This window comes from Bacillus sp. AMCV2, from assembly GCF_056033925.1.
In genome coordinates this window covers 3,197,368-3,219,295 of record NZ_JBVYIB010000002.1, presented here as the reverse complement: position 1 = coordinate 3,219,295, position 21,928 = coordinate 3,197,368, and the positions used below count along the sequence as shown (strand labels likewise).

Sequence of the window (21,928 nt, the reverse complement as noted above, 5' to 3'; positions counted from 1 at the left end):
GGTTATCTTTTCCTGTTAAAAAAATGATATACTGTGTTAGAGTATTTCATGGAGTAAGTTTTTTTATGAAAGCGGAGGATACGAAGTGGCACAGGTAAGGCTAGCTGGAAAACAAGAAGAAATTGAACAGCTCATTAGATCATTTGAAAAGCATTATGATGTCTCTTATACATCAAAGGAGTACGGAAGGACGAATCCAAAATACAAATATTCAAAGGATTCCCGCGTATATCTTGAATTAAAATTAAAATCTGCCAAGATCGAAAAATAAAAAGGATTTTTTGTGTCATTGGCGAATTATGATCTATTGAAGCAACCGTTATGGAGGGATACATAAATGGAATACAGAATTGAACGAGACACCATGGGAGAAGTAAAAGTTCCTGCTGATAAATTTTGGGGCGCCCAAACACAGCGAAGCAAGGAGAACTTTAAGATCGGTTCTGAAAAAATGCCGATGCGTGTTGTGAAGGCGTTTGCAATCTTGAAACGAAGCACTGCTCTAGCTAATAAACGCCTCGGCAATCTGGATGCTGAAAAAGCAGAAGCGATTGCAGCGGTTTGTGATGATGTGCTCAAAGGCAAGTATGATGATAACTTCCCGCTTGTCGTATGGCAGACCGGAAGCGGCACACAAAGCAATATGAACATGAACGAAGTGGTAGCCAACCGTGCGACTGCTTTATTAAAAGAGAAGAACTCTGATCAAACGATTCATCCAAATGATGACGTGAACCGAAGCCAAAGCTCAAACGACACATTCCCGACTGCGATGCATGTTGCCGCTGTTTTGGCTGTTTACGAGCAGCTTGTGCCGGCGCTTGATCAGCTTCGCAATACACTGGATGAAAAAGCAAAAGCATACAATGATATTGTCAAAATCGGACGCACGCATCTTCAGGATGCTACGCCACTGACCCTCGGACAGGAAATCAGCGGATGGGTTCACATGCTGGACCGTTCGAAGGAAATGATTTTGGAAGCGACAGATAAAATGCGTGCGCTTGCAATTGGTGGAACGGCTGTCGGAACGGGTATCAACGCCCACCCAGAGTTTGGAGAGCTTGTCTCAGAAGAGATCACTAAGCTGACCGGCCAAACGTTCAGCAGTTCACCCAATAAATTCCACGCGCTGACAAGCCATGACGAAATCACTTATGCGCATGGCGCATTAAAAGCGCTTGCGGCTGACTTAATGAAAATCGCGAACGATGTCAGATGGCTCGCAAGCGGACCTCGCTGCGGCATCGGGGAGATCGTCATTCCTGAAAATGAGCCGGGAAGCTCCATTATGCCTGGTAAAGTCAACCCGACACAAAGCGAAGCGTTAACAATGATCGCAGCGCAAATCATGGGGAACGATGCGACAATCGGCTTTGCGGCGAGTCAGGGGAACTTTGAACTGAACGTGTTTAAGCCTGTTATTATTTACAACTTCCTGCAATCTGTGCAGCTGCTCAGTGACGGCATGAATTCATTCCATGATAAATGTGCTGTCGGTATTGAGCCTAATAAAGAAACCATTCAGGAAAACCTGTCAAATTCATTAATGCTTGTTACGGCGCTGAACCCGCATATCGGTTATGAAAACGCGGCGAAAATCGCCAAGCTTGCCCATAAAGAGGGATTGACGCTCAAAGAAGCAGCTTTGAAGCTTGAATTGCTGACAGAGGAGCAATTTAACGAAATGGTTAAGCCGGAAGACATGGTAAAACCAAAGGCGTAATAGAAAGAAAAAACGGCTGCTTTTTAAGCAGCCGTTCTTCTAAATATGTTGCTGTTTTAATAAATATTTAAGCTGCTCCGCATCTTTGGCGAGAGCTTCAGACTCCGTCAGATTATGAATCATTCCTTTTATGATCGCCAGCTTCGGTGTTTTTTTCTTCATTTCTGCTTCAAGTATGTCCAAGCTCTCCGATAATTCAAGAGAGGAGTTTGTGTTTAAGCTGTTAATTTTGTCACGTAGGCTTTTCACAATCGATTCAGTCAGCGGGTCAGGCCGTCCGTGCGTAAGAGGCCCAAATAGAGAGCTCGCCTCTTCCAATGTGATGAAAGGCTTATCGTTTCGTTCAGACATGCCTTTTACCATATCATCAATTCGATTCATAATGATATCAGCTAATTGAGACGGCTTCACAGTGTACCCTAGCAAAATCATGCATTCCAGGTAAATCTGGCTGATGCCCTCTATTAAAAAACAAAGCTCTGCAGTGTACGGTTCCGCTTTTTTTCCATAAATGTTCAGCAGGCTGTCGATATGAAATTGAAGTGAGGACTGGCGGATTTTTTTTGCGCATTGCTCCACTTCTTCTGTGTAAGGCAGAGAACCCTCCTTCAACTGCATGCTGATAAAATCTTTGTGTTCAAGAATGTTTTCATAGAGGACGGTCAGCTGTTTACGGTAAGCCGTTCTGGGGCTGTCGCCCTTCGTTTTAATATTTAAAATTCGGGTAAACGTTTTATCATAATAGTAGTTCAGCATAGAGAGAAGAAGCGCTTCTTTCGAAGGAAAATAAATATAAAAAGCGCCTTTAGATATTTTGCATTCTTTTGCGATTTCCTGGACTGATGTTGAGTTGTATCCTTTTTGGGCAAATAGTTTTAAGGCTGTTTCAATAATCAGTTTTTCTTTTTCCTTCAATGGTTCCACCCTTTCGGAGCCCGGAGGCCTGCTAGGATATGACCATATAGTCACACCGTCTGTTATAAAATTAACCTTATTGTAACTTGTTTTTTTATCATGTATTATTTATATTATAAATTGAGATGACCGAATGGTCAAAGCTCAAGCGAAAGGGTGAATCTAGAATGAGAGAATTGGACGAAATGATCAGCCGCTTGCGAAACAGAGGAATCAAAGTGGAGAAAGTCAAATATCCGAAGCAGACCTTGTCAGAGAAAAAATGGGTTCATCAATGCAAACAGCCGCTCAAAACAAATTACAGAGATTTTAACGGCTATTCTTTCACATAAAAAAATAGACTGCAAAACATCTACAGTCTATTTTGGCACTGCTATGCGGTATGTTACACCCGTTTTGTCATTTTCAATTGAGATAGATGCCTTATGAAGAGTTAAAATTCGTTTTACGATGCTTAGACCAATGCCGAATTCGCCTTTCTTCCCTTTATTAAAAGGCTCATAGAGGCTGGAGAGCATCTCATCTTCAATATGCGGACCGTCATTTTTAATGGTGATCACGATATTTCGATCATCTTGTTTCATGCTGATTTCTATTTTTGTCTCAGCATAGCGGATTTGATTTTCCAGAATGTTTTCAAGGAGTTTGTTCCATTGCTCCGGATCGCCCGGCATCAAAATATCCTCTTCTACATCAATTTCCCACGATAGTTCTTTCCGCGCCCACTTCAATCGTTCGATGACTTCTTCTGTCACTTCCACAATACTGAACATGTCGTGCTGCACTTTTTGCTTCGCTAAATAATCCAGCTTCGTTAAATATAATAAATCCTTTATTTTTTTCTCCAGCTTAAGAGCTTCGCATTCAATAACATCTACAGTGTTTTCAAGGTCTCCTTTAGGAAAAATCCCGTCTTTAATTGATTGTGTATAGCCTCTGATGACCATGACCGGCGTTTTTAAATCATGAGAGATATTTTGCAATAGAGTTCTTTCTGTTTCATCCTTTTGCACAAGCTTTTGGCGCATCTCTTCGATCGTATGGCCCAATTTGCCGATTTCATCTTTCCGATCCACTTTTACTGGGTCATCCCAATCCTGTTCAGAAATCCGTTTGACGTGTTTTTCAAATGATACAAGAGGCCTTGATAAATACTTTGCAAGCCAAATAGCCGGAATCCAGCTTAATAAAATGACGACAGCTATAATAAACAGAAGCTGTTTGAACAAGGTATAGGCCAAATCGTCCCGATAAGAATCAAGCGCGTAAGAGAGCATCATCGCTGATTGCCCATTGACGGAAAGTCCCTTTTTAATGACAAAAAACACTTTCTCTCCATTGACGTCGGCGCTGTAACGTTTCTTTTTAGCTTCCTGCTTATCAGCCAGCTTGTACACCTTGTGGATAAATGAAGATGACAGAATGCTTAAATCCTTGTCTGAAGAAGCCTCTTCATTTTCAGGAAGGAGCACGTGCTGTACGGAGCGGACAGTTGTCGGCGCCGTCGCTTCCTCGCTGTAATAGCGCCTTTCAATCGAACCTGGCAGGCGGTACTCTGTCAGAACATGCTGCTCATTTTCAATCGTCGTATACGTTTCATTAGTGAAAAAATCTCGCAACGTGTTTGAAAATAACACAAGCAGTAAAATCGATATCGCTAACAGGATGCCGGATATGACAACCCATATCTGAAACGCGAGCGGCTTGTTTTTCATGATGACATCATCCTGTAGCCGAAACCGTAAATCGTCTCCACCTTCAATTCAGGCATCTTTCTGCGCAGTCTCCGGACGAGATCATCAACGACCCGGTCTGTTCCGAAGTAGTCATGCCCCCACACTTTTAGGAGGATATCCTCACGAGAGTACGGATGCCCTTTATGATGGATAAATAATAGCAGCAGATCAAATTCCTTTGACGTCAAATTGATGATATTCCCGTTTTCGTCATAGACCTCGCGGGCGTCTTCAGCGACCCGATACGAGGAGACGGCAATTTCATTTTTTTGTACAGGAGGAGCTTCCTTATATACGAGCTGCAGCAGCTTTTGCACACGGATAATCAGCTCCCGCGGCAGAAACGGCTTTGAAATGTAGTCATTGCTGCCAAGCTCTAAGCCAAGCACTCTGTCAATATCCGCATCTCGGGCGGAAATAAAAATGACCGGCACGTCAGGATCTTTCGCCTTGATTTCTTTTATTAATGTATAGCCGTCGGTATCCGGCAGCATGATATCGAGAATCCATAGGTGGGGAGACGGTGTCATGTTCTTTCTGGCGTCTTCACCTTTCGTAAAAGATGTAATGTTCCAGCCCTCATTCTCTAAATACTTCGTCAGCAGTTCATTCAGGTTATCCTCATCTTCAACTAGATAAATGGTGTATGACAAGGCTCTTCACATCCTTTCAACGTCATTATAAACTAGTTTTAACATACGGCAGGCAATTTTCATAATTTCACATATTCTTTTCATTTTTATCCCACAATGTTTGTTTATGATATGTATAAGGGAAGAAAGGAAGAGAAAAAGAGCGAGGAAGATGTAGGATGATCAAACATATTCTATTTTGGTGCTTTGCTTTTCTCCTCATTATTGGGACAATTGAACTTGTACATGCGATGAATATGTAACGATAAATGAATAACCGTTAAAGGAGTGGAAGAACATGGATTATCGACGTGATGGCCAAAACGATCAACATCAAACTGAACCTTCACATACAGAACAGCAGAATACAGAAAACCAGAAACTGATAGGACATTCTGAACAAGAATTGCTTGACGCGCCTGTGTCGTATGAAGCGGGACGGCAGGAAACGGCTTCTGCTTTAGAAATGGAAAAGCAAGAAACGGCTGTGAAAAAAGAAAAGAAACGGAGAGCCGCATGGCTGAGCCCGATTTTAGGCGGTATTATCGGCGGGGGCCTCATGCTTGGCATCGCGCCTTATCTGCCGTCAGACCAAAATCAGGCGACCGAGACCGCTTCCGCAAATAAACAGGTGCAGTCTGATAATTTTACAACGGCGCCGATAACGAACGCATCAAACATCGCTGATATGGTAGAGGATTTAGAGCCTACGATTGTCGGAATCTCAAATATCCAAACCTCTCAAAATAACACATTCGGCACGGGAGGAGGCTCTAGCTCAGAAAGTGAAAGCGGAACCGGGTCAGGTGTTATTTTCAAAAAAGACAGCAATAAAGCGTATATCATTACAAACAACCATGTCGTTGAAGGCGCGAACAAGCTGACTGTTACGCTATACAACGGAGAAACGGAAACTGCCAAGCTTGTCGGCAGCGATACCATTACTGATTTGGCAGTTTTGGAAATCAGCAGCAAGAACGTCAAAAAAGTGGCGAGCTTTGGTGATTCTTCACAGCTGCGCACGGGCGAAAAGGTAATCGCTATCGGTAACCCGCTCGGACAGCAGTTTTCCGGTACGGTGACACAAGGCATCATTAGCGGATTGAACCGGACAATTGATGTGGATACAACACAAGGGACGGTGGAAATGAACGTGCTGCAAACTGATGCAGCGATCAACCCGGGGAACAGCGGAGGCCCATTAATCAATGCAAGCGGCCAGGTCATCGGCATCAACAGCTTGAAGGTGAGCGAAAGCGGCGTGGAATCACTTGGATTTGCGATCCCAAGCAATGATGTCGAGCCGATTGTTGACCAGCTGCTGCAAAACGGGAAGGTGGACCGTCCGTTTTTAGGCGTGCAGATGATTGACATGTCACAAGTTCCTGAAACTTATCAGGAAAATACGCTGGGCCTGTTTGGAGATCAATTGGGCAAAGGTGTTTATGTAAAAGAAGTTCAAGCAAATTCACCGGCAGAAAAAGCAGGTATTAAATCTGAGGATGTCATTGTCAAACTAAACGGTAAAGACGTGGAAAGCAGTGCGGATATCCGTCAGATCCTTTACAAAGACTTAAAAGTCGGAGATAAAACAACAATCCAAGTGCTGCGAAAGGGAAAAACGAAAACGTTGAACGCGACACTGACCAAGCAGACAGAAAGCCGTTCAAGCTAAGAAAAAAACAAAAAGCTGAACCCAAATAGGGTTCAGCTTTTTTTATCCTAAGTAAGAGGAAAGCATCCACACTTGTTTTTCAACTTCTTCAATTAATCCGACAAACAAGTCCGCTGTCGCATTGTCTTGATTTTCTTCAGCCAGGCCGATCACGAATTTAGATTCGCTGCTGATTTGTTTGTAGTCGTTTACCAATGCTTGTACCATTTCTGAAGCTGATGTTTCGTTTCCGCCGTCTGTGATAGATGCATGCTCAGTGTATTCTTTCACTGTGGCAACAGGCTGTCCGCCAATCGCCAGCAGGCGCTCAGCGATGGTATCGACTGTTTCAGCCGCATGGTCATAAAGTTCTTCAAATTTCTCGTGCAATGTAAAGAAATGAGGCCCTTTCACATACCAATGGAAACGGTGGAGCTTAGAGTATAAAAGAAACCAGTTTGATAATTGTGTGTTCATTGAATTCTCAACTAATGTTTGATTTGTTTTTGCGTTTTCAGTTTTCATAAGATAACGTCCTCCTTGTGATCTGTTGTTTTAATTATATCATATACTAAATAAAAATCAATACTAAATTATAATTATTATAATTTAGGTCATCTGAATAGCTTTTTCTTCAGGATAGACTCCCACGCAGACCAAGGAAAAAGCGATCGGAATAGCAGGGTGAGCCTGATGCCCTTTCCGATCGGGTATCGCAATTTCTTTATGTGCTGTTTTGTTGCCAATTGGTAAATGAGGTCGGCAACCTCTTGGGGATCTCCGCTTTCTTCTCCGTTTTTTTGAACGTAGGAAAGGATCTTTTTATAGTATTGATGATAGGCTGAATCGTCAGCAGGCACCGACATAAAATTTGATAATGACGTTGTCCAGATCGATGTCTTGTATGAGCCCGGCTCGATCAAAGCGGTTTCGATACCGAACGGAAGCAGCTCGATACGAAGGCTTTCAGAAAAACCTTCCAATGCATGCTTGGAAGAAACATATGGTGACAGCGCTGGGAATCCGGTCAGTCCGCTGATGCTGCTCACGTTTATAATCTTTGCGCCGCCATGCTTTCTTATGTAAGGCAGAACGGTTTTTGTCACATGGATCACACCGAAGACATTCGTTTCAAATTGTTGTCTGAAATGTTCCATCGGCACATCCTCGATAAATCCTCCATAAGCCGTTCCGGCATTGTTAACGAGTAAGTCGATCGGGGCGTAAGCACTAACGGCTTTTCCGAATGAGACTATAGATTGTTCATCGGTGACATCGAGAGCTGTAATGTGAATAGAATCAGACACATTGTGTGCTGCAGCCAATTCCCGAAGCTGTTCCGCTTTTTCAGGCTGTCTTGATGTGGCTATCACGAAAAATGATCGGGCAAGCTTTACAGCTGCCAGCAGACCGAAGCCGCTGGACGCTCCCGTTACGATTGCTATTTTTTTATTCATCCTAACCCTCCTATTAAACTGCTACAGCTATTGTACAATCCTGAACAGGAAATGACGTCTGTAAAAGAAATTTTTATACAACAATTCAGAATTGTTCTATAATAGAACGAAAGAAGGAAAGGGGTTTTGTGATATGGCGCTGCAAGGGGTAGGCCAAAGATGGGATCTTGATTCATTTTTTAAGGGCGGGAGCCAATCAGAAGAATTCAAAGGATATATTGAGAAGCTGTCACAAAGTCTGCGTGCATTTCAAGACAGGACTGATGCGTTTCAGGTGCCTGAATCGCCTGAAGAGGCCGAAGGGCTGACCGCGTTGCTTGATTTATTCGAACAGACATCCGTCAAGCTTCAGCAGGCCGGCGCTTTTGTTGCTTGCCTCCAGGCCCAGAATATCAATGATCAAAAGGCTATAGAGCATCAGGCACTCATGAACCGGCTTTCCGCAGATTTTCAATCGTCGCTCGTTACATTAGATCATAAACTTGTGGACATTAATCAAGACGTGTGGAATGAATTGTTAACAAAACCGGGATTGCGCGATGTATCTTACATATTAAATGAAAGAAGACAGAGGGTTGCCGAAAAGCTTAGCCCCGGTAAAGAAAAACTGATCGGAAACCTTGCGGTGGACGGATATCACGCTTGGAGTGACTTATACAATATGGTTGTCGGGAAAATGACGATCCCGTATGAGGAAAACGGTGAAAACAAGCAATTGTCTGTCGGTCAGGCGGAGAATATGATGGACCATCAAGACCGTGCTGTCAGAAAAACAGTATATGAACGTTTCCGCCAAGCTTGGGAGAGCAAGCAGGATATTTTCAGCAGCACGCTGAATCATTTGGCGGGATTCCGGCTTGAAACCTATAAAGCGCGCGGCTGGGAGAATGTCCTGAAGGAACCGCTGCAAATTAACAGGATGAAAAAAGAAACACTTGATACGATGTGGCAGGTCATCACTGAAAACAAGAAGCCGTTCGTTCAGTTTTTGAACCGGAAAGCATCCATGCTCGGCCTTGAAAAACTCAGCTGGTACGATGTCGAGGCACCGATCGGTTCTGACGGAAAGGTTTATTCGTATGATGAAGCCGCAAATATCATTACCAGCCAGTTTTCAACGTTTGGCAAAAAGCTGTCCTCATTCACTGAAAAAGCGTTTCGGGACGGCTGGATTGAGGCGGAAGACAGGAGTGGAAAAAGAGTCGGCGGCTTTTGCACGAGCTTTCCAGACAGCGGGGAATCCCGGATTTTCATGACATTTTCGGGCAGCGCCTCAAATGTCTCTACTCTTGCGCATGAACTCGGGCACGCGTTCCATCAGGAAGCAATGCTCGACGTCAGGCCGTTAAACCGTTCCTACGCCATGAACGTTGCAGAAACAGCTTCAACGTTTGCAGAGATGATAGTGGCGGACGCGACTGTCCAGCAAGCCGAGACCAGGGAAGAAAAGATTGTTCTTCTGGAGGATAAAGTGCAAAGAAGTGTTGCGTTCTTCATGAACATTCACGCAAGATTTCTATTCGAAACGAGATTCTACGAGGAACGAAAGCGGGGAGTGGTACCGGCCAGCCGCTTGAATGAGCTGATGGAAGAGGCGCAAAGAGAGGCATACTGCAATGCGTTAGAAGAATATCATCCGCTTTTTTGGGCATCAAAACTTCACTTTCACATCACGAGGGTGCCGTTTTACAATTTCCCTTATACATTCGGCTACCTGTTTTCTCTTGGCATTTACGCGCTGGCGCTTGAAGAAAAAAACGCATTCGAAGAGAAGTATATGGCGCTATTGCGAGATACGGCTTCTATGACAGTGGAGGATTTGGCCATGAAGCATTTGGGGGCTGACATCACGAAGCGCGATTTCTGGGAGAATGCCATCAAGCTGGCTGTGCGTGACGCCGAAACCTTTTTGCAAATGACCGAATCTTAAAGAAAAGCCGTGGCGTTATATGCCCCGGCTTTTTCAATTCTTCTCTGAATGAGGATTTCATTCTCTGGATATACCTAAAATAAATGGAATCCTACAGGGGGGAAACATATGCATTTGGTCAGAGCAGCCGGGGCTGTATGTCTCGCAGTGGTTCTGATTGCGGGCTGCCGTCTCAATGAAGACCAGCAGCAGGCAGAAGGAGAAAATACAGCCGTCACCCAGCTGAAATCCGTTCCCTACAGCAATTTTTCGCTTCGTGTGAGCTACGGGGATGGTGAGCATAACCGTTATGAAGGAATCTATACAAAGAACGGGACTCAGGAAAAAGCGGAAATACAGGATAAGCTCTCTGGTGTCAATCAGGAGGGAGAAGAAGCATTGGATGAGATGAAAATGATTTTGAGCGAGCTTTCCGTGACAGACCAAATGGCTGAAACAGAAGTGATACAAAGTGTGCTGGCAGCATTTAATCTGGACAGTCATTATGATCATATCGATTTAAAATTGAAGCTGAAGGACGGCTCCATCAGAGAAATCAAGAAGTAATCTTGTGATAAAAAACCCATAAACGTCAATTATGTCCATAAAACTAATTGAAAATGATTTTCAAAGTCAGTGTTTTCTGCTACAATGAGGGATATATGACCATATCAAATGGCTGAATATCGGAATCACTTGCATTGATGACAATTGACTTAAAAGCATGTATATAGAAAACGTGCAATACATAGTGCTGCTAAAAAGCCAGCAAAAAGGAGCGGTTATGGGTATGAGTGCAATTTCTACAGAAACGCTGAGCTTAGGATACGGGGATGCCGTTATTATTGATGAGTTGAATTTAACAATTCCCAAAGGTGAAATTACCGTATTTATTGGCAGCAATGGCTGCGGAAAATCGACACTTTTACGTTCATTAGCGCGCCTGATGAAGCCGAGAGGCGGTTCAGTACTGCTGGAAGGAAGAGCCATTGCCAAGCTTCCGACGAAGGAAGTCGCAAAAGAGCTCGCAATCCTGCCCCAAGGTCCTTCGGCTCCAGAGGGGCTGACGGTGCATCAGCTGGTGAAGCAAGGAAGATATCCTTACCAAAACTGGCTGAAGCAATGGTCAAAAGAGGATGAGGAAGCAGTTGAAAGAGCGCTTAAAGCAACAAAGCTTGAGGACATGGCTGACCGCGCCGTTGATTCTTTGTCAGGCGGACAGCGCCAGCGGGCTTGGATCGCGATGACGCTTGCCCAGGAAACGGATATCATCCTTCTTGACGAGCCGACGACGTATTTAGACATGACGCATCAAATTGAAATTCTTGATTTGCTGTTTGAGCTGAATGAAAAGGAAGACCGGACGATTGTTATGGTTCTCCATGACTTAAACTTGGCGTGCCGCTATGCGCATCATCTTGTGGCCATAAAAGACAAACGGATTTATGCAGAAGGCCGTCCGGAAGAGGTCATCACTTGTGATCTTGTGCAAAATGTGTTTTCTATGAACTGTCAGGTTACACAGGACCCGCTCTTTGGAACGCCTCTTTGCATTCCTCATGGCAGGGGCAGATGCATTGTCCAGGAAGCGGCTTTCACATCACATGGATAAATAACGCAGCGAAGGAGCTTTCAATTGAGAAAGCTCCTTGCTGTTTTTTCGAAAGGAAGATGGAAAATGGAACAAAAACTTCAGGAGCAGCTGGATGGATTGCTGGAGAAGTATACTGAGCTTCTGCTTGGTGAAACAAACGATGAGCTAAAAGAAGAAGTGAAGCAATGGATTTTGTACACCCATATAGCCAAAAGCATGCCTCCGCTCGCTAAGCATTGGAATGCGACATACCCCGACGCAAAGCAGGGCATTAAAGAGATCATTCAGCATATTAAGGAGTTAAATGAAGCGCATCGAAACAAACAATAGCCAAAAAGCAGTCTGTTCATTATAGCAGACTGCTTTTTTGTGATTCAGCCGTTTTATCTGGCGCAAAGGAATCCATAAAGGTTCTCAGCGCGCTGCTGATAAACGAATCTTTTCGAACAATAAACTCTGTTTTCATCTGGCTGAGAGCTTCAGGCAACGGGTACAATCGAATTGATCCTTCTGCTTCATGTTTCTGCACAACCGTTCTTGGCAGCAACGAGATGCCAAGACCTGCTGTAACCCCGCCGATAATTGCTTCAAGCGTCCCAAATTCCATAATGACCGGCTGTGTGACACCGACGGAGCGCAGCCATTTTTCAAGTGTTTCTCGATACGAGCAGCCTGTGCTGTATACGAGAATCGGCTTTGTGATGGCTTCCTCAACATCGGGCACGGAGGCAGCCGAAACAACTACTGGTTCTTCCTCAAATGCAGGATAGGATTCGAGCTCAGGATGATTGCATTCGCATCCGATAAACGCGCCGTCCAATTCATAACGAAGAACTTTATCAAGGAGAAATTGCGTATGTCCTGTTGTTAAAGACAACTGGACGTTTGGATGTTCTTCATAATAAGATGCCAGGAGCTTTGGTAGCCTTACCGCGGCTGTTGTCTGAGTGGAGCCGATCATAAGCGGCCCGCTTGGTTCTGCGGAGGATGAGAGCGCTTTAGACGCTTCATCAAGAAGGCCAATAATTTTATTTGCGTAGTCCAGCAGTAATTTTCCGCTTGCAGAAAGTGTCATGCCCCGATTATGGCGCAAAAACAGTGTGGTACCCAGCTCAGCTTCCAATTGCTGAATTCTGGCCGTGACATTCGATTGTACATAGCCAAGCTGCAGGGCTGCTTTCGTAATGGTCCCTTCAAGGGCTACCATTTGAAACACACGTAAATCTCCGCTTTCCATTTTGAACTCCTCCGTTCGTTTGCTATCAATCTGAGTGATATCTAGTATCTTTAACAATCATTATACGTAACATCAAAGCTGGATTACAATGGAATCAGAAATATACTTTAGTCAACAGCAAGGAGTGGCGGCAATGAATGTCTTGAACAAAATAGCTCTCGTAACGGGGGGTGGCACAGGAATCGGAAAAGCAGCCAGTATGGAATTGGCAAAGCGCGGGGCGATTGTGGCGGTGAATTATTCACGCTCACAATCAGAAGCGGAGGAAACAGTGGAAATGATTCAAAAAGCTGGCGGGCAAGCCTTCGCCATCCAAGCAGATGTATCCAAAAACAGCGACGTGCAGGATATGATTCAAGCAATCGTGAACACACACGGCACGGTTGATATTTTAGTCAACAATGCCAGCATTACACGGCATATTCCAATGGATAATCTTGAGGCTGCGACAGAAGACGTCTGGGATGAGCTGTATGCCGTCAATGTGAAAGGGATGTTTTTCTGCGCGAGAGCAGTGGTTCCGTTCATGAAGAAAAGCAAGGCCGGGGCGATCGTAAACGTCGGCAGCATCGCAGGGGTAACTGGTGCCGGCTCATCTATGCCTTACGCAGTATCAAAATCGGCGGTGCACGGTTTAACGAAATCATTGGCCCACGCCTTAGCGCCTGAAATCAGAGTGAGCGGTGTAGCACCAGGAGCTGTGGCAACGAGATGGTGGGCCGGCCGGGAAGAAAAAATGAAAAGCATGATCGGCTCTTTGCCGCTGCAGTGTATTGCTGAACCAGATGATGTTGCCAAATTGATTTGTTCACTAATTGAACAGGAATCACTCACAGGCCAAATTATCACAATTGACAGCGGACAGACGCTGTAAAGAAAGGGATGCAGGGAGATGCCATTTGTACAGATTCATTTACGGTCGGGAAGAAGCGAAGCGTGGCTTCAAAAACTGAGCAGGACTATCCACCAATCGATGATTGAAGAAATCAATGTGCCGGAAGATGACTATTTCCAAGTCATCAAACAATATGAAAAAAGCGAATTTTTTTATGATCCATTTTATCTCCAAGTCGAGCGTACTGATGAACTGATATACATTCATTTTACACTGAAACAGTCAAGAACAACTGAACAGAAAAAAGCACTTTACCGCTCAATCGCGAGCCGGATTCATTCCGAGCTTGGTGTCAGAAAAGAAGATGTGTTTATCATGCTGGCCGGAAATCAGGCTGAGGATTGGTCTTTCGGAAATGGAAGAGCCCAGATGATTGAATAAAAACCCCCGCGGATTGATACCCGCGGGGTGCTCTATTAATGGGAAGGTGATTCAACGGCTTTTGCCGCTTTCTCTTTTTCTTGTTGGTCTTCCGTTTTCTTATTTGATAGCTTGATAGGTTTTAAGAACAAGGTGAATACGGCTCCGACTGCGATAAAGATCAGGCCCGTATAAAACACGCTGTGGAGCGAATCCATCAACGATGTTTTTAAAATCGGCACAATATGGGATGAGAAAGCCGCAGGGATTTGTTTGACTGCGTCCGGACTGAACAGTGATTGCAGCAGTCCTTGCGGATTTGTATCAATCATACCCTTTAGCTGGGCGGCAAACGAGCTTGCCTGTGCCGGAAGAGAGTCTAAATATGGCACCAATTTATCTGTTAATAGATTTCCTGATCTCGCATTCATTACGGCTCCCAGCATGGTAATGCCGAATGTTCCGCCGATAGAACGGAAGAATTGGCTGGATGAAGTGACAACTCCAAGCTCCTCCTTCGAAAAGCTTTCCTGTAAAGCCAATGTCAGAATCGGCATAACAAGACCCATTCCCAGACCAATAATCGCCATAAAAGATGTAGCGACAAGCTTGCTTGTATCGAGATCCAATGTCGTTAACAGCAGGAATCCGCCGGCCATAACCAGCATGCCTGTAATGATTTGCGGTTTAATCCCAATTTTATAAACAAGCTGTCCGCCGATGATACTTGTGATAATCATAGAAATCATCATCGGTGTCATAATTGTACCCGATTCAGACGCACTTACACCGACAATTCCCTGCATAAAGAAAGGAACGAACGTAATGGCGCCAAACATACCGATACTCATAAAGAAGCCGATCAAGTTTAGAAATGTAAATGTTCTGTTTTTAAATAAATACATTGGCAGGATTGGCTCTTTTGCTTTTGATTCTACGATGATAAAGCTGACAATGCCGATCAGTGCGAGAGCGAACAACCCAAGAATCTGCCATGAATCCCATGCATAATCTTTTCCGCCAAAGCTTAAGGCGAGCAGGAGGCTGACCACACCGACAATCATTGTGAAAATACCAGCGATGTCGAAGTTGATCGGACCAGTCTGCTGGCGTCCCTGTAATCCTCTGGCAATAAAAATAACCGCAATAATTCCGACTGGCAGGTTAATATAGAAAACCCATTTCCAGTTTAACGAGTCTACAATCCAGCCGCCGATTTGCGGCCCAATCACTGAAGCCAGCCCGTAAATTGCGCCAAAGACACCTTGGAATTTAGCACGCTGTTTTCCTGTGAACAAGTCACCGATGACAATCATCGCCATCGGCATCATGATGCCCCCGCCGATTCCCTGCAGTCCACGGAAGATTATCAATTCTGTCATGTTGTTGGCCATTCCGCACAAAGCAGAAGCGGCCATGAAAATAATTAAACCTGATACATAGACAATGCGGCGTCCCAATAAATCAGCCAGTTTACCGGCAATTGGAACAATGGTTGTTGATGTTAACAAATATGCAGTTGTCAGCCAGGTCATCATGCTTAAACCGCCCAGATCACCGACAATTTTCGGCATGGCCGTTCCGACAATGGTACCGTCAAGGGCTGAAAAAAACATGGCAATAATTAAGCCTGTTATTAATAACGTTCGTTTTGATTGTTTGCCTTCTTTACTCATTTTCATCCATTTCCTCTTTTCATGTTTTGCTTTTCATCCGTTTCTGCTGCTTGTGCGAGCTTTGCTGTAATATGCGCCGCCTGCAGCATCTCCTCCTCCGTCAAAAAGGAAAGATAGCGCGCCATAATGGCCTTTCTGCCTGCCAAAATCTCCTCGAACTTTCTGTCTCCTTCGTCAGTAAGACTGAGATCAATCACTCGCCTGTCTTTTGTGTTGTGTGTTCTGGCGATAAGATTTTTTTGTTCAAGGCGATCTGCCATCAGCGTCACCGCGCTTGGCTTCACCTCCATACGCTCGGCAATTTCAGAAATTTTGAGGCTGCCGTGTTTCTTTAGGCTGGCCAGCACAAACAGCTGCGCTGGGGTGACACCTTGTTTCTCCATGCTTTCCAGCATTTCAGGCTGTATCTTTTGAAAGAGCGCCTGAAGCGATAATTGGATATCGGACATTAACTGATCCGCACTCTTCATATTCAATTCCCCTCTGTTACATATACTGTATATATATTTTGATGACAAAATAGTTAATGCTTATTAAATATAAATAAGCGTAAATGAAAAGTCAACTGGTTTTACACAAAAAAAAAGGATAGATGCCCGAAAGAACATCGTATCCTTTTACTGATATTGTTATTGCTGATAAGGAGACTGCTGCTGAATGGTCTGCTGGAATTTTTGATAGGACTGCTGCAGCTTTTGTGCATCCTCCGCTTCAACAGAATACCATCCATATTGGAACATGAGGTCATACAGTTTTCTTTGCGCTTTTTGTGACTCATCAAAAATGGATTGAATATCCTGATAAAGAGACTCGTGGCTGAATTCGTGCAAGGCAGTGCAATAAGCTGTTGTCATGTATTTTTCGGTTGTCAGCAGTTCGTTGACGAAATCTCTGTCATTCATTTCCGATGTTGTCGGTACAGGTGTCTGCGGGTTGCTGATTTTTTGATTTTGCTGATTCATTCTGGCGCCTCCTTATTGGATGTAGCCGGACTGCTGCTGGCCTGGCTGCAGGTGCTTTAATATTCTTTGATAGTGATCATGATGCATGTGTCCGACGCGGTCGAGTTCTTGCTTTAACGTTTGATCCTGGCACTGCTGCGCCATGAAATGCGCTTTTTTCATCGCGAGCAAATTCCAGTTCAGCATGTCATTGAGATACAAATGATCCTTTGTCGAAATAACGGAAGGCGGCATTTGAGATTGCTGCTGATTATCCATTGTGATCCTCCTTTGGTTTCTGTTCATTTTATAGTTTCCTTCAGACTGGGAGTTATATACAGGTGTTTTGAAGATGACGGCGGGAGGGAGTCGGATGTTGAGACATGTGTTTTTATTCTTATCTCAAAATAAAACACTTACCAAGTTCGCAAAAGCATACGGAACGCGGCTTGGAGCACGAAGGTTTGTCGCAGGGGATACGATTGAATCGGCGGTTAAGACCGTCAAAAGGCTAAACAGATCCGGTTTGTGTGCAACAATTGATTATTTAGGCGAGTATGCAGCTTCGGAAAAAGAAGCAAACCAAGTCGCAGAGGAATGCAAGAAAGCCATTCAAGCCATTGCCGAACATCAATTGGACTCAGAGCTTTCACTTAAGCTGACCTCAATCGGGCTCGATCTTTCAGAAGAACTTGCTCTTACTCATTTGCGCGCCATTCTTTCCGTTGCGAAGCAATATGATGTTGCTGTTACCATTGATATGGAAGACTATTCCCATTATGAACAGACACTTTCTATTTACAGGCAATGCAAACAGGAATTTGAGAAGCTCGGCACGGTCATTCAGGCGTATCTGTACCGGGCGGCAGAAGATATCAGAAAGATGCGGGACTTAAAGCCGAATCTCAGACTTGTAAAAGGCGCTTATAAAGAATCTGCGGCCGTAGCGTTTCCCGACAAAAGAGGAACGGACCTTCATTTTCAGAGCTTAATAAAGCTGCAGTTGTTAAGCGGGAACTACACGGCTGTCGCCACACATGACGATGACATCATTGAATTTACGAAACAGCTCGTCGCCGAACATCAAATCCCCGCGTCGCAATTTGAGTTTCAAATGCTATACGGCATCAGGCCGGAGCGTCAAAAGGAACTCGCCAAGGAAGGCTACAGAATGCGTGTGTATGTCCCATATGGAACGGACTGGTTCAGCTACTTTATGAGAAGAATTGCCGAACGGCCTGCCAATGCAGCGTTTGTGTTAAAAGGAATTTTGAAAAAGTGAAAGCAGCCGCGGGAAGCAGCTGCATTATGATTGTTCCATGTTATGTTTTTTATACTGCTGATTTTGACTTGTCCGTTTTCCGCCGCCGTAATGCTGAGTCGGACCGGCATCTCCTTTTACGCTCGCCGCGCTGACTGCCGCTGAAGACGGATTTTTTTTCTCTCGTACCATTCCCTTCACCTCCGGACTTAAGTTGCCCGACTTTTATAGGCTTCATACAAAAAAATAACAAATTAGCTATTGAAGTCGAACCGGAAATCTTTTAAGATGAAAGAAGAAACGGGTTTCATTTTTTTTGGTCAAAAAATGAATGATTATTCATTCAATGTTCAAGGGGGATATCTCATGCACAAACACATTCGGAAGGCAGCCGTTTTAGGATCGGGGGTAATGGGTTCCGGGATTGCGGCGCATTTGGCTAACATCGGAATTCCTGTCCTGCTGCTAGATATTGTGCCGAACGATTTGACAAAGGAAGAGGAAAAAAGGGGGCTGACGAAGGACAGTCCGGAGGTGCGCAGCAGGCTGAGCCGGCAGGCGATGAAAAAACTGCTGAAACAAAAGCCCGCTCCCCTCACATCAGCGAAAAATACCTCCTATATTACACCTGGCAATCTGGAGGATGATGCAGAAAAACTGAAAGAAGCAGATTGGATTATTGAGGTCGTTGTCGAAAACCTTGAAGTCAAAAAGAAAATTTTCGCTCTTGTGGATGAACATCGAAAGACTGGAAGCATCGTCTCAAGCAACACATCCGGCATATCAGTGCAGGAAATGGCTGAAGGCCGGTCGGATGATTTTAAAGCCCATTTTCTCGGAACGCATTTTTTTAATCCCGCACGCTATTTAAAGCTGCTGGAGATCATTCCGATTAAGGAAACGGATCCTGATATTTTAAAGTTTATGACAGCTTTCGGAGAAAATGTCCTCGGGAAAGGCGTTGTTACAGCAAAGGACACACCGAACTTTATCGCAAACCGAATCGGGACTTACGGGCTTCTCGTGACAGTCCAAGAAATGCTGAAAGGCGGTTATCAGGTCGGGGAGGTTGATTCGATCACAGGACCGCTGATCGGCAGGCCGAAAAGCGCCACCTTTAGAACGCTTGATGTGGTCGGCCTCGATACATTCGCCCACGTTGCCCGAAATGTGTATGACAAAGCTGATGGCGATGAAAAAGAAGTGTTTCGCCTTCCAAGCTTCATGAACGATATGCTGGAAAAAGGGTGGATCGGAAGCAAGGCCGGCCAAGGCTTTTATAAAAAAGAAGGAAAAACGATTTATGAGCTTGACCCAGTGACGCTTACTTACGGCGAGCGGACAAAAATGAAATCACCGGCACTTGAAGCGGCAAAACAGGCAAAAGGGACAAAAGTCAAAATGAAAGCGCTTATTTATTCGGATGACAGGGCCGGCCGTTTGCTGTGGAATATCACTTCTCAAACCCTGCTTTACTCAGCCGAGCTGCTTGGCGAGATTGCCGATGATATTCATGCGATTGACCAAGCCATGAAGTGGGGATTCGGCTGGGAACTGGGACCTTTTGAGATGTGGGACGCCATCGGCCTCAGGCAGTCAGCGGAAAAGCTCGAGCAGCTTGGAGCAGATATGCCTGGCTGGATAAAAGAGATGCTGGACAAAGGAAATGAAACCTTCTACATCAAAGAGAACGGAACGGTATTTTATTATGACCGCGGCGAATACAGAGCCGTGAAAGAAAACAAAAAACGAATTCATTTACAAGCACTTAAAGAAACAAAAGGCGTGATTGCGAAAAACAGCGGAGCAAGCTTAATTGACCTTGGAGATGATGTCGCCCTTCTTGAATTTCATTCGAAAAGCAATGCGATCGGCCTCGATATCATTCAAATGATCAACAAAGGATTAGAGGAAACAGAGCGGAATTACAAGGGCCTTGTCATCGGCAATCAAGGGAAAAATTTCTGCGTCGGCGCGAATCTCGCCATGATCTTAATGGAAGTCCAAGATGACAACTTTTTGGAAGTTGATTTTGTGATCCGCCGTTTTCAGGAGACGATGATGAAGATCAAATACAGTGCGAAACCGGTCGTCGCCGCGCCATTTGGCATGACGCTCGGCGGAGGAACGGAAGTATGCCTGCCTGCGGCGCGCATTCAAGCGGCAAGCGAAGCCTATATGGGCCTTGTTGAATCAGGTGTCGGCCTCATCCCTGGCGGAGGGGGAAACAAAGAGCTGTACATCAATCATCTACGCCGTGGCCTTGATCCGATGAATGCGGCAATGAAAACATTTGAAACGATTGCGATGGCGAAAGTGTCCGCTTCCGCTCAAGAGGCTCGTGAGATGAACATCTTAAAAGAAACGGATCACATCAGCGTGAATCAAGACCACCTGTTATACGATGCGAAGCAGCTGGCCGCATCTTTATACGATACCGGCTGGCGGCCGCCTGTAAAAGAAAAGGTCAAGGTGCCGGGAGAAACCGGTTATGCGGCACTATTGCTTGGCGCTGAGCAGATGAAGCTGTCCGGCTATATATCTGAGCATGATTTCAAGATCGCGAAAAAACTCGCTTATGTCATTGCGGGCGGAAAAGTGCCGTTTGGTACAGAGGTTGATGAAGAGTATTTATTGGAGATCGAAAGAGAAGCGTTTTTGAGTTTGGCAGGAGAGGCAAAATCTCAAGCGAGAATGCAGCATATGCTTGTGAAAGGTAAACCTTTACGGAATTAGGAGGGAGCTTATGAAAGAGGCAGTCATTGTGTCAGGTGCAAGAACACCGGTTGGAAAAGCAAAAAAAGGATCGTTGGCCACCGTTCGCCCGGATGATTTGGGAGCGATTTGTGTAAAAGAGACACTGAAACGTGCAGGCGGTTACGAAGGCAATATTGACGATTTGATTATTGGCTGTGCAACGCCTGAAGCGGAGCAGGGGCTTAATATGGCGAGAAATATCGGTGCGCTCGCGGGCCTGCCGTACACAGTTCCGGCGATTACAGTTAACCGTTATTGCTCTTCAGGCCTTCAGTCTATTGCATATGCAGCAGAAAAAATTATGCTCGGCGCCTACGATACAGCGATCGCCGGCGGAGCGGAATCCATGTCGCAAGTACCGATGATGGGGCATGTTACCCGTCCGAACCTTGCTTTGGCAGAAAAGGCACCGGAATATTATATGAGCATGGGCCACACAGCCGAGCAAGTCGCGAAAAAATACGGCGTCTCCCGTGAGGATCAAGACGCGTTTGCCGTTCGCAGCCACCAAAACGCCGCTAAAGCCCTTGCAGAAGGAAAATTTAAAGATGAAATTGTACCCGTAGAAGTGACGGTGACAGAAATTGGAGAAAACCATAAGCCTCAGGAAAAACAATTTGTATTTTCTCAGGATGAAGGTGTTCGCCCGCAAACGACTGCAGACATCTTATCGACATTGCGCCCGGCCTTTTCCGTTGACGGGACGGTGACTGCGGGCAATTCCTCGCAAACGAGTGACGGAGCGGCGGCTGTCATGCTGATGGACCGGGAAAAAGCTGATGCTCTTGGCCTGGCGCCGCTTGTGAAATTCCGCTCCTTTGCGGTAGGCGGCGTGCCGCCGGAAGTGATGGGAATCGGACCGGTGGAAGCGATTCCGCGCGCTTTGAAGCTTGCCGGACTTCAGCTGCAGGACATCGGCTTGTTTGAACTGAATGAAGCTTTTGCCTCACAGGCCATTCAAGTAATCAGGGAATTGGGAATTGATGAAGAAAAAGTGAATGTCAACGGGGGCGCAATCGCGCTTGGACACCCGCTTGGCTGTACAGGCACAAAGCTTACACTCTCACTCATCCATGAAATGAAACGGAGAAACGAGCAATTTGGAGTCGTGACCATGTGTATCGGCGGCGGGATGGGAGCGGCCGGTGTATTTGAATTATGCTAAAGGGGGAAAAACA

Annotated in this window: 24 protein-coding genes; 13 read left to right on the top strand and 11 right to left on the bottom strand. The window is 45.2% G+C overall.

Annotation, left to right across the window (positions count from 1 at the left end; translation table 11 throughout):
• Positions 1-85 precede the first annotated feature (85 nt).
• Both AC0OMA_RS16750 and fumC read left to right on the top strand, forming a co-directional pair.
• Positions 86-271, top strand: a complete 186-nt coding sequence (locus AC0OMA_RS16750; RefSeq protein WP_003221676.1) for a YvzF family protein — start codon at positions 86-88, stop codon at positions 269-271.
• Between the two features lie 66 nt (positions 272-337).
• Positions 338-1,726, top strand: coding sequence for a class II fumarate hydratase (gene fumC, locus AC0OMA_RS16745; RefSeq protein ID WP_003228523.1), 1,389 nt, complete (start codon positions 338-340; stop codon positions 1,724-1,726).
• Positions 1,727-1,765: 39 nt separating this feature from the next.
• Here the strand turns inward: fumC and AC0OMA_RS16740 are convergent, their stop codons facing one another.
• Positions 1,766-2,641: a TetR/AcrR family transcriptional regulator gene (locus tag AC0OMA_RS16740; protein ID WP_003243192.1), complete on the bottom strand. Its 876-nt coding sequence runs from the start codon at positions 2,639-2,641 to the stop codon at positions 1,766-1,768.
• Positions 2,642-2,808: 167 nt separating this feature from the next.
• Between AC0OMA_RS16740 and spxO the strand changes: the two genes are divergently transcribed.
• Positions 2,809-2,973: an anti-adapter protein SpxO gene (spxO, locus tag AC0OMA_RS16735; RefSeq protein ID WP_003221681.1), complete on the top strand. Its 165-nt coding sequence runs from the start codon at positions 2,809-2,811 to the stop codon at positions 2,971-2,973.
• A 27-nt stretch (positions 2,974-3,000) separates the two neighbouring features.
• Here the strand turns inward: spxO and cssS are convergent, their stop codons facing one another.
• Together cssS and cssR are read right to left on the bottom strand one after the other, a co-directional pair.
• Positions 3,001-4,356 (bottom strand): two-component system sensor histidine kinase CssS, encoded by a 1,356-nt coding sequence (gene cssS, locus AC0OMA_RS16730; protein WP_003228527.1) that lies wholly within the window; start codon positions 4,354-4,356, stop codon positions 3,001-3,003.
• Positions 4,353-5,030, bottom strand: coding sequence for a two-component system response regulator CssR (gene cssR, locus AC0OMA_RS16725; RefSeq protein WP_015384604.1), 678 nt, complete (start codon positions 5,028-5,030; stop codon positions 4,353-4,355). The genes cssS and cssR overlap by 4 nt, the downstream gene beginning before the upstream one ends.
• 277 nt (positions 5,031-5,307) lie before the next feature.
• Between cssR and htrB the strand changes: the two genes are divergently transcribed.
• Positions 5,308-6,684 carry a serine protease Do-like protein HtrB gene (htrB, locus tag AC0OMA_RS16720; RefSeq protein ID WP_015483676.1) on the top strand — a complete coding sequence of 459 codons (1,377 nt, stop codon included), beginning with the start codon at positions 5,308-5,310 and terminating at the stop codon, positions 6,682-6,684.
• A 42-nt stretch (positions 6,685-6,726) separates the two neighbouring features.
• Here htrB and mrgA read toward each other — a convergent pair whose 3' ends face one another.
• Positions 6,727-7,188, bottom strand: a complete 462-nt coding sequence (gene mrgA, locus AC0OMA_RS16715; protein WP_014477938.1) for a metalloregulation DNA-binding stress protein MgrA — start codon at positions 7,186-7,188, stop codon at positions 6,727-6,729.
• 89 nt (positions 7,189-7,277) lie between these two features.
• Positions 7,278-8,120, bottom strand: coding sequence for an oxidoreductase (locus tag AC0OMA_RS16710; protein ID WP_015384602.1), 843 nt, complete (start codon positions 8,118-8,120; stop codon positions 7,278-7,280).
• Positions 8,121-8,253: 133 nt separating this feature from the next.
• Here AC0OMA_RS16710 and AC0OMA_RS16705 point away from each other — a divergent pair, with 133 nt between their 5' ends.
• The 4 genes from AC0OMA_RS16705 (at position 8,254) to AC0OMA_RS16690 (ending at position 11,953) form a co-directional block, all read left to right on the top strand.
• Positions 8,254-10,050 carry a M3 family oligoendopeptidase gene (locus AC0OMA_RS16705; RefSeq protein ID WP_047183153.1) on the top strand — a complete coding sequence of 599 codons (1,797 nt, stop codon included), beginning with the start codon at positions 8,254-8,256 and terminating at the stop codon, positions 10,048-10,050.
• A 108-nt stretch (positions 10,051-10,158) separates the two neighbouring features.
• Positions 10,159-10,596 (top strand): YusW family protein, encoded by a 438-nt coding sequence (locus AC0OMA_RS16700; protein WP_015384600.1) that lies wholly within the window; start codon positions 10,159-10,161, stop codon positions 10,594-10,596.
• Between the two features lie 217 nt (positions 10,597-10,813).
• The gene (locus AC0OMA_RS16695) at positions 10,814-11,641 is read left to right on the top strand and encodes an ABC transporter ATP-binding protein (protein ID WP_010886609.1); all 828 of its coding nucleotides are present in this window, start codon (positions 10,814-10,816) and stop codon (positions 11,639-11,641) included.
• A gap of 24 nt (positions 11,642-11,665) precedes the next feature.
• On the top strand, positions 11,666-11,953 hold the full coding sequence (locus AC0OMA_RS16690) for a YusU family protein (RefSeq protein WP_003228549.1): 288 nt from the start codon (positions 11,666-11,668) through the stop codon (positions 11,951-11,953).
• Between the two features lie 19 nt (positions 11,954-11,972).
• On the opposite strand, the gene AC0OMA_RS16685 is transcribed toward AC0OMA_RS16690, so the two are convergent.
• Positions 11,973-12,860 (bottom strand): LysR family transcriptional regulator, encoded by an 888-nt coding sequence (locus AC0OMA_RS16685; protein ID WP_181220118.1) that lies wholly within the window; start codon positions 12,858-12,860, stop codon positions 11,973-11,975.
• Between the two features lie 133 nt (positions 12,861-12,993).
• Between AC0OMA_RS16685 and AC0OMA_RS16680 the strand changes: the two genes are divergently transcribed.
• Entirely contained in the window at positions 12,994-13,734 is a 741-nt protein-coding gene (locus AC0OMA_RS16680) for an SDR family NAD(P)-dependent oxidoreductase (protein ID WP_063334636.1), read from the top strand.
• Between the two features lie 18 nt (positions 13,735-13,752).
• A complete protein-coding gene (locus AC0OMA_RS16675; protein ID WP_181220117.1) occupies positions 13,753-14,136 on the top strand; it encodes a tautomerase family protein in 384 nt (127 codons plus the stop codon).
• Between the two features lie 35 nt (positions 14,137-14,171).
• Here the strand turns inward: AC0OMA_RS16675 and mdtP are convergent, their stop codons facing one another.
• The 4 genes from mdtP to AC0OMA_RS16655 all read right to left on the bottom strand — a co-directional run bounded on the left by mdtP (position 14,172) and on the right by AC0OMA_RS16655 (position 17,011).
• Entirely contained in the window at positions 14,172-15,797 is a 1,626-nt protein-coding gene (gene mdtP, locus AC0OMA_RS16670; protein ID WP_015384597.1) for a multidrug efflux MFS transporter MdtP, read from the bottom strand.
• Positions 15,794-16,261 (bottom strand): MarR family transcriptional regulator MdtR, encoded by a 468-nt coding sequence (gene mdtR / locus AC0OMA_RS16665; RefSeq protein WP_042974696.1) that lies wholly within the window; start codon positions 16,259-16,261, stop codon positions 15,794-15,796. Before mdtR ends, mdtP begins: the two co-directional genes overlap by 4 nt.
• Positions 16,262-16,420: 159 nt before the next feature.
• Positions 16,421-16,753: a spore coat protein gene (locus AC0OMA_RS16660; protein ID WP_003222766.1), complete on the bottom strand. Its 333-nt coding sequence runs from the start codon at positions 16,751-16,753 to the stop codon at positions 16,421-16,423.
• A gap of 12 nt (positions 16,754-16,765) precedes the next feature.
• The gene (locus tag AC0OMA_RS16655; RefSeq protein WP_003228567.1) at positions 16,766-17,011 is read right to left on the bottom strand and encodes a hypothetical protein; all 246 of its coding nucleotides are present in this window, start codon (positions 17,009-17,011) and stop codon (positions 16,766-16,768) included.
• Positions 17,012-17,105: 94 nt separating this feature from the next.
• Between AC0OMA_RS16655 and AC0OMA_RS16650 the strand changes: the two genes are divergently transcribed.
• Positions 17,106-18,014 (top strand): proline dehydrogenase family protein, encoded by a 909-nt coding sequence (locus AC0OMA_RS16650; protein ID WP_038827828.1) that lies wholly within the window; start codon positions 17,106-17,108, stop codon positions 18,012-18,014.
• 24 nt (positions 18,015-18,038) lie between these two features.
• Here the strand turns inward: AC0OMA_RS16650 and AC0OMA_RS16645 are convergent, their stop codons facing one another.
• Entirely contained in the window at positions 18,039-18,185 is a 147-nt protein-coding gene (locus tag AC0OMA_RS16645; protein ID WP_003240817.1) for a YuzL family protein, read from the bottom strand.
• Positions 18,186-18,359: 174 nt separating this feature from the next.
• On the opposite strand from AC0OMA_RS16645, the gene AC0OMA_RS16640 reads away from it, so the two are divergent.
• Together AC0OMA_RS16640 and AC0OMA_RS16635 are read left to right on the top strand one after the other, a co-directional pair.
• Positions 18,360-20,729, top strand: coding sequence for a 3-hydroxyacyl-CoA dehydrogenase/enoyl-CoA hydratase family protein (locus AC0OMA_RS16640; protein WP_253137163.1), 2,370 nt, complete (start codon positions 18,360-18,362; stop codon positions 20,727-20,729).
• Positions 20,730-20,739: 10 nt separating this feature from the next.
• A complete protein-coding gene (locus AC0OMA_RS16635; RefSeq protein ID WP_029318441.1) occupies positions 20,740-21,915 on the top strand; it encodes an acetyl-CoA C-acetyltransferase in 1,176 nt (391 codons plus the stop codon).
• The last annotated feature ends 13 nt before the right edge of the window (positions 21,916-21,928 follow it).

Coding starts and splice junctions, on each gene's coding strand:
- fumC (WP_003228523.1), top strand. CDS start 338: ATGGAATACAGAATTGAACGAGACACCATGGGAGAAGTAAAAGTTCCT.
- spxO (WP_003221681.1), top strand. CDS start 2,809: ATGAGAGAATTGGACGAAATGATCAGCCGCTTGCGAAACAGAGGAATC.
- cssS (WP_003228527.1), bottom strand. CDS start 4,356: ATGAAAAACAAGCCGCTCGCGTTTCAGATATGGGTTGTCATATCCGGC.
- htrB (WP_015483676.1), top strand. CDS start 5,308: ATGGATTATCGACGTGATGGCCAAAACGATCAACATCAAACTGAACCT.
- mrgA (WP_014477938.1), bottom strand. CDS start 7,188: ATGAAAACTGAAAACGCAAAAACAAATCAAACATTAGTTGAGAATTCA.
- AC0OMA_RS16710 (WP_015384602.1), bottom strand. CDS start 8,120: ATGAATAAAAAAATAGCAATCGTAACGGGAGCGTCCAGCGGCTTCGGT.
- AC0OMA_RS16705 (WP_047183153.1), top strand. CDS start 8,254: ATGGCGCTGCAAGGGGTAGGCCAAAGATGGGATCTTGATTCATTTTTT.
- AC0OMA_RS16700 (WP_015384600.1), top strand. CDS start 10,159: ATGCATTTGGTCAGAGCAGCCGGGGCTGTATGTCTCGCAGTGGTTCTG.
- AC0OMA_RS16695 (WP_010886609.1), top strand. CDS start 10,814: ATGGGTATGAGTGCAATTTCTACAGAAACGCTGAGCTTAGGATACGGG.
- AC0OMA_RS16685 (WP_181220118.1), bottom strand. CDS start 12,860: ATGGAAAGCGGAGATTTACGTGTGTTTCAAATGGTAGCCCTTGAAGGG.
- AC0OMA_RS16680 (WP_063334636.1), top strand. CDS start 12,994: ATGAATGTCTTGAACAAAATAGCTCTCGTAACGGGGGGTGGCACAGGA.
- AC0OMA_RS16675 (WP_181220117.1), top strand. CDS start 13,753: ATGCCATTTGTACAGATTCATTTACGGTCGGGAAGAAGCGAAGCGTGG.
- mdtP (WP_015384597.1), bottom strand. CDS start 15,797: ATGAAAATGAGTAAAGAAGGCAAACAATCAAAACGAACGTTATTAATA.
- mdtR (WP_042974696.1), bottom strand. CDS start 16,261: ATGAAGAGTGCGGATCAGTTAATGTCCGATATCCAATTATCGCTTCAG.
- AC0OMA_RS16660 (WP_003222766.1), bottom strand. CDS start 16,753: ATGAATCAGCAAAATCAAAAAATCAGCAACCCGCAGACACCTGTACCG.
- AC0OMA_RS16655 (WP_003228567.1), bottom strand. CDS start 17,011: ATGGATAATCAGCAGCAATCTCAAATGCCGCCTTCCGTTATTTCGACA.
- AC0OMA_RS16650 (WP_038827828.1), top strand. CDS start 17,106: ATGTTGAGACATGTGTTTTTATTCTTATCTCAAAATAAAACACTTACC.
- AC0OMA_RS16645 (WP_003240817.1), bottom strand. CDS start 18,185: ATGGTACGAGAGAAAAAAAATCCGTCTTCAGCGGCAGTCAGCGCGGCG.
- AC0OMA_RS16640 (WP_253137163.1), top strand. CDS start 18,360: ATGCACAAACACATTCGGAAGGCAGCCGTTTTAGGATCGGGGGTAATG.
- AC0OMA_RS16635 (WP_029318441.1), top strand. CDS start 20,740: ATGAAAGAGGCAGTCATTGTGTCAGGTGCAAGAACACCGGTTGGAAAA.